10 protein-coding genes and 1 pseudogene are annotated in these 13,162 nt (G+C 63.5%); 5 read left to right on the top strand and 6 right to left on the bottom strand.

What is annotated here, in order from left to right; genetic code table 11:
- Positions 1–621: 621 nt before the first annotated feature.
- Entirely contained in the window at positions 622–2,280 is a 1,659-nt protein-coding gene (locus L1080_RS33240) for a sigma-54-dependent Fis family transcriptional regulator (protein WP_250775589.1), read from the top strand.
- Positions 2,281–2,346: 66 nt separating this feature from the next.
- Here the strand turns inward: L1080_RS33240 and L1080_RS33235 are convergent, their stop codons facing one another.
- From L1080_RS33235 to L1080_RS33220, 4 genes and pseudogenes are all read right to left on the bottom strand, one after another.
- Positions 2,347–2,925: a TetR/AcrR family transcriptional regulator gene (locus tag L1080_RS33235; RefSeq protein WP_250775591.1), complete on the bottom strand. Its 579-nt coding sequence runs from the start codon at positions 2,923–2,925 to the stop codon at positions 2,347–2,349.
- Between the two features lie 390 nt (positions 2,926–3,315).
- Entirely contained in the window at positions 3,316–3,717 is a 402-nt protein-coding gene (locus L1080_RS33230) for a TetR family transcriptional regulator C-terminal domain-containing protein (RefSeq protein ID WP_374435189.1), read from the bottom strand.
- A gap of 496 nt (positions 3,718–4,213) precedes the next feature.
- Positions 4,214–4,333, bottom strand: coding sequence for a helix-turn-helix domain-containing protein (locus tag L1080_RS33225; RefSeq protein ID WP_374435192.1), 120 nt, complete (start codon positions 4,331–4,333; stop codon positions 4,214–4,216).
- 88 nt (positions 4,334–4,421) lie between these two features.
- Positions 4,422–4,664: pseudogene (locus L1080_RS33220) on the bottom strand (aldehyde dehydrogenase family protein); the annotation flags it as partial.
- Positions 4,665–5,060: 396 nt separating this feature from the next.
- Between L1080_RS33220 and L1080_RS33215 the strand changes: the two are divergent.
- A complete protein-coding gene (locus L1080_RS33215; protein ID WP_250775604.1) occupies positions 5,061–6,134 on the top strand; it encodes an alcohol dehydrogenase in 1,074 nt (357 codons plus the stop codon).
- On the opposite strand, the gene L1080_RS33210 is transcribed toward L1080_RS33215, so the two are convergent.
- Complete coding sequence (locus L1080_RS33210; RefSeq protein ID WP_250775606.1) at positions 6,039–7,007, bottom strand: LysR family transcriptional regulator; 969 nt, start codon at positions 7,005–7,007, stop codon at positions 6,039–6,041. The two genes, L1080_RS33215 and L1080_RS33210, sit on opposite strands and share 96 nt — an antisense overlap.
- Positions 7,008–7,037: 30 nt before the next feature.
- On the opposite strand from L1080_RS33210, the gene L1080_RS33205 reads away from it, so the two are divergent.
- Positions 7,038–8,291 (top strand): CaiB/BaiF CoA transferase family protein, encoded by a 1,254-nt coding sequence (locus L1080_RS33205; protein WP_250775609.1) that lies wholly within the window; start codon positions 7,038–7,040, stop codon positions 8,289–8,291.
- 112 nt (positions 8,292–8,403) lie between these two features.
- Here the strand turns inward: L1080_RS33205 and L1080_RS33200 are convergent, their stop codons facing one another.
- Complete coding sequence (locus L1080_RS33200; RefSeq protein WP_250775611.1) at positions 8,404–10,044, bottom strand: PucR family transcriptional regulator; 1,641 nt, start codon at positions 10,042–10,044, stop codon at positions 8,404–8,406.
- 137 nt (positions 10,045–10,181) lie between these two features.
- Here L1080_RS33200 and L1080_RS33195 point away from each other — a divergent pair, with 137 nt between their 5' ends.
- Positions 10,182–11,690, top strand: coding sequence for a CoA-acylating methylmalonate-semialdehyde dehydrogenase (locus tag L1080_RS33195; RefSeq protein ID WP_250775613.1), 1,509 nt, complete (start codon positions 10,182–10,184; stop codon positions 11,688–11,690).
- Between the two features lie 20 nt (positions 11,691–11,710).
- Positions 11,711–13,102: an aspartate aminotransferase family protein gene (locus tag L1080_RS33190; RefSeq protein ID WP_250775615.1), complete on the top strand. Its 1,392-nt coding sequence runs from the start codon at positions 11,711–11,713 to the stop codon at positions 13,100–13,102.
- Positions 13,103–13,162 lie beyond the last annotated feature (60 nt).

The raw sequence follows: 13,162 nt of genomic DNA, 5'->3' as shown, positions 1-13,162 counted from the left end.
TGAAGTGCGCTCCGATTTCAAGGCGGGCATTCATTTCATCGTGGGGAGAACGCCCGCCATGGCGAAACGTGAAGCACGTGCAGGGCAGGGGGGAACATGCGGGCTCAGCCGACTCAGCACAGCCGCCATGGGGGGATCGCCGACGGGAAGCTCCTGACATCTTTGGTTCGACCGCATCGATGGGGCGCCGGGGGACAGCGCATCCTCGTGTGCCCATAGTCCTTGCGTAGAAGAACTAGCAAGGGTACTTTTATGCGAGCAAGCGTTCGTTTGTAGCGTTGATGAAGCATGCTGAACTGTTCAGGCAGCCGTGCAACTTGAGGCGCAGAAGGATGCGCTTCGAGAAAGCTTGCTCTGCTTGTCTGTACACGGAAGCAATGGTCGAACGTGACTAATCGTTACGGCGGAGGATTGTTCGTAGTCGAAGGGCGATCGATGAACAGCTGCAGTGATGGGAATCCACCCGGAGATGCTCGCTCCAGGCACGGTCAGATTGATCAGGATCGGATTCTTCGCGCGAAAGGAGAAATGCTCGCCAAGGGGCTGCTCCACGAGCCAGTGCGGACGTTGGGCGTCCGGGAGGTCATAGACAGGAGCTGGCGGCGGTGCGTGGGGGAGTCAGTGCCCGCACGACTGACGCCGATGCCGTACCTGGGCGGGATCGTCACGAACTCTGCTCTCCAGGACGCGGCAATACCTGTGCTCTCGCGGCTGGCAGAGCACATGTCCGACGTTCCGGTGGCTATGTTCCTCTGCGATGTCACTGGGAACATTCTGATCCGCAAGGTCAACGAGCCGCGACAGCGTACCCAACTCGATAAGGTTTCCGCAGCCGAGGGATTCGACTTCTCCGAGAGAGCAATCGGGACGAACGGCCTTGGAACAGTTCTAGTCGAACGTCGCCCCCTCCTGGTCCAGGGCAATGAGCACTTCAACGAGATGCTAGCACCGCTCACCTGCTCGGGAACACCGGTTTTCGAACCGTTTACGGGTCGCTTGCTCGGGGTCTTCTCGCTCGCTTCCAAGACCGAGGACGCCAACCCACTGATGCACGCGATCACCGTTGATGTCGGACGGCAGATCGAGAGCAATCTCAACGCGATGCTCGACGGCCACGAACGAGCCCTCATACAATCGTATGTGCATGCGGACCGGACCAAGCGAGATCCGGTGATCGTAGTAAACCAGCGAACCGTATTCGCCAACACCGCAGGGCTGTCGTATCTGAACCCCGAATCCCACGCGTTGCTCTGGATCTACCTCAATGAGCTTTTTCCGACCAGCGGAGTGCACCGGACTCGAGTGCCGCTATCATCGGGATGGCGAGACGCAGAGATTGAGGCAGTCAAGGGCGCCCCTGAAACTGGTTCTGCGTACACGATCCGCATCTTGCCCGAAAAGAACAGCAGCACAAGGCCAGTCCGGCAACGGTCGAAGGCTCCAAGCTTCAGAGTGTCGCCGACTAACCCCCATTCGTCGCGTCCTGTCCATCCGGTGCCTGAAATCGAGGAGCAGTTGTCGCAAGTCGCTCGCCATCGGGAACGTCTGGTCGTCGTTGGCGGAACGTGCACAGGAAAGCTACACACCGCCTTGGCCTTTCTGCGCACCAACTTCGGTCAGTGCGACCCGCTCCTGCTCGACGTCGCGATGTGGATGCCTGGCGATGCCCAGGCCCGTTTGGCTACTGCGATGGATGCTCTCAACACTGGCCGTGCTGTTGTCCTGCAACACTTACAGGATCTCGAGCCTGCCCACGTCAACCGGATCAAAGCGCTCGCCCGCCGATCGTGCACTAGCGTGCCGATCGTCGCAACTGTCGACATCGAGGATGCGCCCGAGCATGTGAGCGCACTGGTGAGTCAACTGGGTACGGCCGTTCGACTGCCCGCACTCCGAGAGATTGCGGAGCACATCCCGGCTTTCACCGGAATCATTTTGGCGGGAATGTCAGGCCCCGAGCGCACTACGCGGTTTTCGTCGGAAGCGCAGCAGTTGCTGATCAGGGCGCCTTGGCCAGGCAACCTCGCGGAGTTGCGCCGCACTGTCGAACTCCTTGCGCGGCGTATACCCGGCCGAATTGTGCAACCTGCTGACCTTCCGGCCAATATTCGTCAGTCTGGGTCTAGACAACGATGGACCATGATCGAAAGTGTCGAGCGCGAAGCCATACTCCGGGCCCTCGAACAGTACGCCGGCAATCGGAGTAAGGCCGCCGAAGCCCTGGGTATCGGCCGAACGACGTTGTATCGAAAGATACGCGCCCTGCGCATAGATGCGTGAGTGCGCGCAGAGTTGCGGCTTGTGCCTATTTTCGGCGGTCTGTTAGCTCCAGATAGCAGGGCTGGGTCAGGAATTGGGATCGACGCCGAGTTGCCTCAGTGCCATGGCGATATAGGTGCTGACAGTATCGTCGAGCGTCTTGGGTCCTCGCGGCTTATACCACGATGAGACGTGTGCGCCCTGGGCCAGGATCGAATAGACTTGCAGTTTGACGTCCAGGACATCGGCGCCGGTCTCCCTTTCCAGGTCTTTTACGAGCTTTCGTAGCAATTGCTCGTACTCGACGCGCTTGGCGAGGACCTTCTTCAAATCGTCACCGCCGAGTGAACGCAGTTCGGAATTGCCGATGAAAACTTCGCGGGCGTGCTCGGCGTGGTACCGGATGTGGAAGTCGACAACCGCTTTGAACCGGTCTATCGCTCCGCCCTCGGCGCCGTCGAGTACCGCGTTCGCCGAGTCGAGGAGCTCCTCCATAACCGACAACATGATCTCGGCGAGCAGTTCTTCTTTGCTTCTGATGTGGTTGTAGAGGCTGCCGACCTGGATGCCGACGTCGCTGGCAATGGTGCGTAGCGACGTGGCTTCGTATCCGTGAGCGTAGAACAGGCGGACCGCAGCCTCTCGGATGGCGGCATTGGTGCGCATTCCCCCCGTTGTTACCCGAGCCACTGTGTCCTTCCGGTGTACTGGACGGCATTGCCTGGACGGCATGGAAGCAAGTTCGGCCGACGGCGGCGCCTGGAACGATCGTACGTTAGTTTCTACCACGGCGTCGGCTGAAGATCTGCTTCAGTGATTCACTCCGGCGTCCGGTGACACAGTGCTTTCGTGCCGACTGGGCATTCTCGCTCGGTGTCGGTGTGCAACCGGCCTAGGCGCGTCGACGTCGATCTTCAACGTGTGTGGCCTCTGGATCGCATAGCGTCGGAACGTGGATGTTATCGCGTCGAAACAGTGAAACCAGCCAGCGCCGCCGGGGTTCTCCTTGACGATCTCGTCGAGCCGAACCGCCAGTCCGCTCAACCTTGGCTACATCTACTGAAAGACGAGGTACCGCCCGTCGTATTCGAATCCGAACGATCGCCACATGTGGTCCGACCATATGGGCAAGGCGTCCAGATGCTCAGATCGTATTCGGACCACGGCACCTTCCATGAGCTGGACGATCTGCCGTGCGACAAATTTGGGGTCGGACACACCGCGGGCGGCCACGAGCTCCGCAATCCACTCGCGAGTGCGGTGCCTATGATCCAGCACGGCCTTTCCTGCAGGAGGTTCCGGATCGGCGAGTTCGACTGTCGCATTCACGAACGCGCATCCTCTGGCATTGGGGGTTGCGAACCAGTCGCCGAGCGAGTCGAAGATTAAGAACTTTCTCCACGGGGGCCGCGTCTTCGAGGACTGCGTTTTGCAGCCGTGTCCGGCTACGGCCGTCAACGTAGGGCAAACACGCGGCGATTAAGTTCGTCTTTGGTGCGGAAGTGCTTGTAGACGGTCATCCTCGCGACGGCGATCTCTTTAGGTTCGTCCCGCCACCGACGGCGGGTAGGCCATCAGCTTTGCAGAGCACCACTGGTAGAACGATTACCAGCAAGCCATGCACCGAGAAGGCGGCAGATCGCTAGGTCAGAGTGCGGCTTTGTTCCTTGCCGAGGAAGCTGCCCAGCCGCAAGGGCGCGGCGAGAGTCATCCTGCCCGCCACCGACCCCGTTTTCACGGGAACGCCCCCGCCCCGACCCTCGATGGCATTCCCACTCAGATCCGCGCCTGCAGTGCGACGGCATGGGTGTTGAACTCTGCAAGTACGCCTGCATAGCCATCAGTGACATCGTTTACTCTGACCTTCACGACCCAGCGTCCTCACGCAGGCGGAACCACGAGGTCGGCGGGACGCGAATTTGCCAACGACGGCCGCTCTGGGCACCTGCAGAGCTCACGTGTCACGTGTGGCCCACCGGCAATCGTCAATCCCGAGCACCCGCATCTTCCAGTAGAGCGTCGAGCGCGCGATACCTAGCCGATCGGCTGCATGTTTCTGGTTCCCCGCGCTCACGGAGAGTAGATTCCGTGCACGTGTGCCGCTTGCTCGGCGAACCAGCGCAGGAACTGTGTGGAGAGGCGAAACTCGCTGCGGGGTCGGCTCGGGGCTTACCGGCTTTCGAGGGTAAGGACGTCGTGAAGGCGTCCGCGTGCGGCCTCATGACGTCGTGGGCGGAGTGCAGGAGATCGGCACGGGCACGCGGTGACACTGCGGCCCAACCGGCCTGAGCTGCGGAGGCGGCGTCGAGTGCGGCCACGGCATGCGCGGGCGTACAGTCAGCGACGGACCCGATGATCTCGCCCGTGCCGTGGTCGACGACGTCGAACGCGGAATCCGTGTCCACCCAGCGGCCGTCGATGAACAGGGTTCGGGGGACGAGATGACTGCGAAGCTCGGCGGTCGTCTGGATGTCGGGGCTGACGATGGTCACACGAAAACTCCTTGCGCTGGTGTCGACGAACGAGCCGGATATCGGCAGGACGACGCCGTACCGATATTCGGAACAATCAGGATCAAAGGGCCTGATCTGTCGGTTTACACCCTCGGTTCGGCACGAAGCTGTCCCGTTTCGCAACACGGAATCGGTCTATTGATGCAAATTTGGCCCCCACCTGCGGAACGGTGAACTATTTCTGAAACAGGAACAATTCGCTACGAATCGGGTATTTCCCTTCACTGGGAGTTATCGGCACGATGTGACTCCAGACGCATTTAACCCAAGATTCGAGAGGAGCGCGTCATGCATGCTTTCGCGGTCATGGAAGACGACACCGTGCTGCGGCAGATCGACGTTCCGGTGCAGGAACCTGAGGGACGAGGGGTTCGGCTGCGTGTTCTGCATTCCGGGGTCTGTCACACCGACACGCATCTGCAGCAAGGGCACTACGACCTCGGGCGGCGCGGCCAGCTCCGACTCGCCGACCGCGGAATTCCCTATCCGCTCGTGCTCGGGCACGAGATCGTCGCCTGCGTTGAATCGGTTGGCCACGAGGTGCGTGATCTCGAGGTCGGCGACGTGCGCCTGGTCTACCCGTGGATCGGTTGTGGACAATGTCATCGGTGTGCGGCAGGACAGGAGAACTACTGCACCTCCGGGCGGTCGCTCGGCGTGAACCGGCACGGCGGGTATGCCGAATTCGTGTCCGTTCCGGATGAGAAGTACTTGATAGACATCGGCGGACTCGACCCGAGTTGGGCTGCGACACTGGCCTGTTCCGGGCTCACCGCGTTCAGCGCCGCGAACAAGGTGCTGCCACTGCCGCCGGACGCACCCGTCGCGGTGATCGGTGCCGGAGGAGTGGGACTGACGGTCGTCGGCATTCTCGCGGCGCTGGGACACCGCAACATCTGCGCGGTTGACACAAATCCGGCCAACCTCGCGATCGCGACAGAAACCGGGGCACGGACAACACTTTGCTCGGACGGAGAGAATTCCGCGGCCGACCTGATGTCGATGTGTGGCGGGCCGGTCGACGCCGTGATCGACGTCGTGAACAACACGCAAACAGCGGAGATCGCGTTCGACGTACTGGCCAAGGGCGGAAGGCTCGTGCAGATCGGGCTGTTCGGCGGCGAGATGGTGGTGCCGACGGTGCTGATGCCGCTCAAGCTCCTGACCGTGCAGGGCAGCTACGTGGGCACACTCGACGAACTGAAGAAACTGGTGCAGATCGCCAAAGAAAACACTCTGCCGCGGCCGCCGATCCTGCCTGGCAATCTAACCCTGGAAGGCGTCAGCGGTGCGCTCGCCAGCCTCGCGGCGGGCGGCGTGCCCGGACGAATCGTGCTGTCGTCGCCGCCCGGAAACCAGTAACCGTGCCGCCGCCAGCACACTCGCGGTGCCTGGGCTGGCAGTGTTCTCGCGCCAGGCCATCTTCAGCGTCACCGGTTCGACGTCGTCCGACAGCGGCACAAAAACCACCCCCGGTTGCACGACGTTCTCCGCGATCGTCGACAGCGTGAGCGCAACACCGATTCCGGCGGCAACCAGGGACAGTAGCGTCCATGACTCCGGTGCGATCTGAGTAGGCTCGACTACGAACCCGGCGCGATGCGACAGGCGGTGCAGTCGGTCGGTGAGCACCGACCCTGCGTAGGGCGGCAGGCACACGAACGGCTCACCAGCCAGCTGCGCCATCGCGATCGTGCCATGGTGGGCCAGGGGGTGCTCCTCCGGCACCGCGATGACCAGCTCTTCGGCCGCCACCGTTGTCGAGGCGATGCCGGCAGGAACGAAATCCCACCGTCCCAAACCGATTTCCATGGAACCGTCGATCACCTTGTCCAGCGCAGGAAGAGCGAAGTTAGAGCTGTGGAGCTCGAGCTGAATCCCGGGAAACTCCGCCCGCAGCTGCTTGGCTAGCTTGCCGACAAGCACGTGCGTCGAAGCGCCCGCATATGCCACCCGCACACGTCCGATTGTGCCCTTCCCCGCCGCCTGGGCCACCCACTCGACCCGGCGGCACGCGGCCACCACGTCGCCGGCCGGCTCCAGCAGCGCCTGCCCCGTCGGTGTGAGTGCGACCCGCCGCGTAGAGCGGTCGAACAGCATAGCGCCCAGCTCATGCTCGAACAGCTGTATCGCCCGTGTCAGCGGTGGCTGAGAGATATTCAGCCGCTCGGCCGCTCGGCCGAAGTGCAGCTCCTCGGCCACCGCCAGAAACGCCCGAATGTGATGCAACTCCATACCCGGATTATTGCCGAGACAGGAAAGAATATGAACTCCGAAACGCAGAGCGCGGGGGTCTCGCAGTGGCGCGACATCTTCGGCCGCCGCCCGACAGGACCACTCGCCGGACTCGTCGTCGCCGATCTTGGCCGCGTGCTCGCCGGACCCTACTGCACAATGTTACTGGCAGACATGGGGGCGACCGTTGTGAAGGTGGAAGGCCCCGAGGGCGACGAGACCCGGAACTGGAAGCCCCCGGTTCGCGGCGATGACGGTACCTACTACCTTTCCCTGAACCGAAACAAACACTCCATCAGGCTCGACTTTCGGAACGCCGACGATAGGGCGGTGGTACAGGAGTTGATCCACCGCGCCGACGTGCTGGTCGAGAACTTCAAGCCCGGCGACCTCGACCGGTTCGGCCTCGACTACGAGTCCGTTGCCGCGGACAACCCGGGACTGGTGTACGCGTCCGTCACCGGGTTCGGCCGCCACGGTGGAGACGACCTGCCGGGCTACGACCTTTTGGTGCAGGGAATGTCGGGGCTGATGAGCATCACGGGCAGCCCTGATACCGAGGGCTACCGAAGCGGGATCGCCGTCTTCGACGTGATGACCGGACTGCATCTTTGCGTCGGAATCCTCGCGGCTCTGCAAGACCGTGAACGAACCGGTCAGGGACAGCGAGTCGAGGCCAACCTGATGTCGTCGGCACTGTCGGCCATGGTGAACCAGACCGGTGCCTACGCGTTGGCCGGGGTGGTGCCCACCCGCATCGGCAACGAGCATCCGAGCATCTACCCCTACGAACCGTTCCCCACCGCCGACGGCGAACTGATCGTCGCGGTCGGGAACGACAGTCAATTCCGCCGCTTGTGTAACGAGATCGGCGTGCCCGAACTGGCGGAAGACCCACGGTTCGCGGAGGCGTCCGCGCGCAGCGTCAACCGGGTGGAGTTGCGTCCGATTCTGCGGAAGGCGATGCGCATGAGTACGTCCACGGACTGGTTCGCACGATTGCGGGGCTGTCGGGTGCCGGTCGCCCCGATCCAGGATGTCGCCGGGGGAGTCCGATCTGCCCGCGAGTTGGGCCTGGATCCGGTCGTGACCATCGGGAGTGGGCCGGATGCAATGCCGACAGTGCGGCACCCCCTCGAGTTCTCCCACACGCCCGCGAGCCACGACGTGCCCCCGCCCGCCCTCGACAGCGGATCCGAAGCGATCCGCGAGTGGCTGTCCGTCCCCGCGACGGTGAGTCGGCCCCGCAGAGAGCAAACACGGACGACCAAGGAATACGACTGACCGGACAGTCGGTAGCTTTGGGTGAACACATCGGCGGGGCGAGCAGCTTCCTCAAAACCTCGCCACGAATCTGTAGTCAGATCACTGTGGTTACGGCTAGCAAGTCTGCGCTTCAACGAAAATCGTCAATTCGTCTTGGTAGTTGTGTGTTCGCGACGCTGTCGGTGATAAGAACCGCCGTGTGAAGAGATGTTCGGGACTCGGCATCGTCGAGGTCGACACCGAGCAGGCGCTGGATCGTGGCTAGTTTCGCGTATAGCGTGGGGCGAGAGAGGTGGAGCTTCTTCGCGAGTTCCGTTTTGTTGCCTCCGAGTTCGAGGAAACTGCGCAGGACGCTGACGCTGTCTCCGCCATGGCGCGCCTGATGCTCCAGCAAGCCGCGGAGCTCGGTCTCCGCGAAGGCCTGCACCCTCGGGTCGGTCCGGATGAGTGCGAGTAGACCGCGCAAACGGATGTCGGATGCCCGGTGGAAGACTTTGTCACCGGGTGGCAATGCCAGCGCGACTTCGGCGATGTGAGCGGATTCCACCAGTCCGCCCGCAGCGTCGAGGAGTCGAGTCGACTCGGGTCCGACGCCAATCGTGCAGTGCTGGACGCCGTCGAGTCGGGCGAGTGCGGCGCGGATCGCCGTGCAGAGTTCGGTCAGTGCGTCGGGTGAAGACGTCGGCGGTTGGGACAGTAGTAGGTCGATCTGTCCCGCGCGGGTGTTCGCGGTGATTGCGGTTTGCCGCGACGTTCGGATTGCGTGGCGGACGGCGTCTAGCGTGTTCACTCGGCGCCGTTGCGCGAGAACCTGGTCAGCGCTGGCGGTTTGGCTGACTCGCACCGTCATCGGAAAGTAGCTCAGTGCCGGCCGGAGACCAAGCGCATGGGCGCGCGCGGTCGCTTCGGCTTCGTCGTGGATGTGTCCGCGGCGGAGTTCGTCGACGAGTCCGCTCTGGGCCTGTTGCTCGAGCGCCGTCCGGTCCTGTTCGACCATGCGGTTCAGGGCGAGCGCCTGCGCGGCTCGCTCAAGGGTCATCCGCGCTCGACCATCGGCGGAGACGGGTCGAGGGAGGACGAGTCGTCCCCATTTCTGTCGATGTGCGCCGACGGGTGTCGTCATCCACGACTCCGGCCCGTCGACCGCGGTCTGATGCGATACGGGAGTCAGCCGCGACCGTCGTTCCCAGTCGGCGAGGGTAGCCGCAGCCGAGGTTCCCTGCGCCGCGAAGGCCAGTACCTGCCGGTTGAGGTCTTCGAGCACGATCGGGCCGTCGATCATGCCGGCTGCGGCGTCGACAATCTCTCCCAGCGAGGCCCGCTTCATGCTCAGGTCTGTGAAGATTTCGTGCGCGTGCCGGGCGAAGGCGACCTCGTCGTACTGCTCCGCGACGATCGATCGGTGCACTTCCTCGGTGACATCGACGAACCGGATCTGACGGTGCAGTGCGATCACGGGTAACGACAGCCTGTCGGCGGTGCGTGCCACCCCTTCCGGCACGGTGTCGACGTGGACGCCGAGTTCGACGACGAGTCCGGCTGCGCCCGCCGCGGCCAGTCCCTCCAGGTACGCCACGCTCAACGAGTCGTCCGCGAGGGCCTGGCCGGTGGTGAGGACAAGTTCGCCGCCCTGGAGAAGGTTCGACATGTCGGGTAGATCGCTGACATGCACCCATCGCACCGGTCTATCGAGCGGTTTGCCGCCGATCACCTCGGGCGTTCCGGCCTGAACGACAGGAAGTGCGAGAATCTCGGCGACGGTGGGCTGCATTTACGCAGTGTAAACCAGAAGGCGTTTTTCTATGCAGACCGTCGGCGTCCGGGGGATGGTTTACGGGCCAGAGTGAAGACATCGCACTTCGCGCGGAGTTTCCGCGTCTCGGCTCTCTCCGTAAGGACACCCATTTCATGACACACAGTGACGTCGCCCGGACGATCTCGCACTGGTTCGACAACAAGAGTTTTGCCGGTACCAGCGGCGACACCGCGCCCGTGACCAACCCGGCGACCGGTGCTGTCACCGGTCAGGTCGCTCTGGCCAGCGTCGAGGACGCCCGCGCCGTGATCGACGCCGCCGCCGCGGCGTTCCCCGGCTGGCGCGACACCTCCCTCGCCAAGCGCGTCCAGGTGATCTTCAAGTTCCGGGAATTGCTCAACGCCCGCAAGGGCGAGTTGGCGGAGATCATTACCTCCGAGCACGGCAAGGTCGTCCCCGACGCGCTGGGTGAGGTGAGCCGCGGCCAGGAAGTCGTCGAATTCGCCTGCGGCATAGCGCACGTGCTCAAGGGTGGCATGACTGAAAACGCGTCCACGAATGTGGACGTACATTCGATCAGGCAGCCCGTCGGCCCGGTCGGCATCATCTCTCCGTTCAACTTCCCCGCCATGGTCCCGATGTGGTTCTTCCCCATCGCGATTGCCGCCGGCAACACCGTGGTGCTGAAGCCGTCCGAGAAGGACCCGACCGCCGCGATCTGGATGGCCGAACTCTGGGCTGAGGCCGGCCTGCCGGCCGGGGTATTCAACGTTTTGCAGGGCGACAAGACCGCCGTCGACGAACTGCTGACGAATCCCGCGATCAAGGCCATCTCGTTCGTCGGATCCACCCCCATCGCCCAGTACGTGTACGCCACCGGTACCGCCCACGGCAAGCGCGTTCAGGCGCTGGGTGGGGCGAAGAACCACGCCATCGTCCTTCCGGATGCCGACCTGGATCTCGCCGCCGATGCCATGGTCAACGCCGGCTTCGGGTCCGCCGGGGAGCGCTGCATGGCGATTTCCGCCCTGGTCGCGGTCGGGGATATCGCCGACGAACTGGTCGCGAAGATCAAGGAGCGCACCGACACGTTGAAGATCGGCGACGGCACCCAGGATTCCGACATGGGACCGCTGGTGACGAAGGTGCACCGCGACAAGGTCGCCTCCTACATCGACGCCGGCGAACAGGACGGTGCCACGATCGTGGTGGACGGCCGCACCGTGCAGGCAAATGGCGGTGCGGACGGGTTCTGGCTCGGACCGACCTTGATCGACCACGTCACCACCGACATGAGTGTGTACACCGACGAAATCTTCGGACCCGTCCTCTCGGTGATCCGCGTCGAGTCCTACGGCGAGGCCCTAGAACTGGTGAACTCGAGCCAGTTCGGAAACGGAACCGCCATCTTCACCAACGACGGCGGCGCGGCCCGGCGGTTCCAGAACGAGGTCGAGGTCGGCATGGTCGGCATCAACGTCCCCATCCCGGTCCCCACCGCGTACTACAGCTTCGGTGGCTGGAAGAACTCGCTGTTCGGTGACACCCACGCGCACGGCACCGAAGGTGTTCAGTTCTTCACCCGCGGCAAGGTCGTCACCAGCCGCTGGCTCGACCCGAGCCACGGCGGCATCAACCTCGGCTTCCCCCAGAACAACTGAGCCGGAAAGGACCTACGGTCATGACGACGACGGCAGTCTCCCAGCAACTCCTGCCCACCGGTCAGTCCCTCGACGCGGCCCGTGCCGAAGGGGAGCGCGCGTATGCCCTCGACCGCGCACACGTGTTCCACTCATGGTCCGCGCAGGAGCAGATCACCCCGATGACGATCCTCGCGTCGGAGGGTTCGTACGTGTGGGACGGCGCCGGAAACCGGTTGCTCGACTTCTCCTCCCAGCTCGTGAACACCAACATCGGGCACCAACACCCCAAAGTCATTGCCGCCATCCAGGAGCAGGCCGCGAAGCTGTGCACCATCGCACCGCAGTACGCGAACGACGCCCGCTCCGAAGCCGCACGGCTGATCGCCGAGCGGACCCCGGGCGACCTGAACAAGGTGTTCTTCACCAACGGCGGCGCCGACGCCAACGAGCACGCGGTACGCATGGCCCGGCTGCACACCGGCCGCTACAAGGTGCTGTCGCGGTACCGCTCGTACCACGGCGGCACGGATACCGCGATCAACCTCACCGGCGATCCGCGCCGGTGGCCCAACGACTACGGCAACAGCGGAGTCGTCCACTTCCACGGACCGTTCCTGTACAGGTCACAGTTCCACTCGGAGAACGAGCAGCAGGAAACCGAGCGCGCGCTCGAGCACCTCGACCAGCTGATCCGCCTCGAGGGGCCGAGTTCGATTGCGGCGATCGTGCTCGAATCGGTGCCCGGGACCGCGGGGATCATGGTGCCCCCACCCGGCTACATGGCCGGTGTCCGCGAGATCTGCGACCGCTACGGCATCATGTTCATCGCCGACGAGGTGATGTCCGGTTTCGGCCGGACCGGACAGTGGTTCGCGATCGACCATTTCGGGGTCGTTCCCGACCTGATCACCTTCGCGAAGGGGGTCAACTCCGGCTACGTCCCGCTCGGTGGTGTCGCGATCAGCGAAAGGATAGCGGCGACGTTCGCCGATCGGCCGTACCCCGGCGGACTCACCTACTCGGGACATCCGCTCGCCACCGCCGCCGCCGTCGCGACGATCACCGCGATGGAGGACGAGCGGATCGTCGAAAACGCGGCCCGAATCGGTGCCGAAATCCTCGGTCCCGGGCTGCGGGGCCTCGCCGACCGGCACCCGTCGATCGGTGAAGTCCGCGGACTCGGCGTGTTCTGGGCGATCGAACTCGTCACCGACCGTGCCACCAAGGAACCCCTCGCTCCGTACGGCACCTCCAGTGCGGCGATGAACGAGGTGATCGCGGCATGCAAGGCAGGAGGATTGTTGCCGTTCGCCAACTTCAATCGTATTCACGCTGTGCCGCCGTGCACCGTCACCGAGGCCGAGGCCCGCGAGGGGCTCGCGATCCTTAACTCGGTTCTCGACACCGCGGACGAACACCGCAACTCCTGACACATCCCATCCACCGACACAACCGTGTCCCGACACTCGATCCGCCCTGCGGTCAATGGC

Source organism: Rhodococcus sp. MSC1_016 (assembly GCF_023667485.2).
Taxonomy (GTDB): Bacteria; Actinomycetota; Actinomycetes; order Mycobacteriales; family Mycobacteriaceae; genus Rhodococcus_F; species Rhodococcus_F oxybenzonivorans.
The sequence above is the reverse complement of the archived record's forward strand: the minus strand, read 5'-3'. Positions and strand labels throughout refer to the sequence as shown.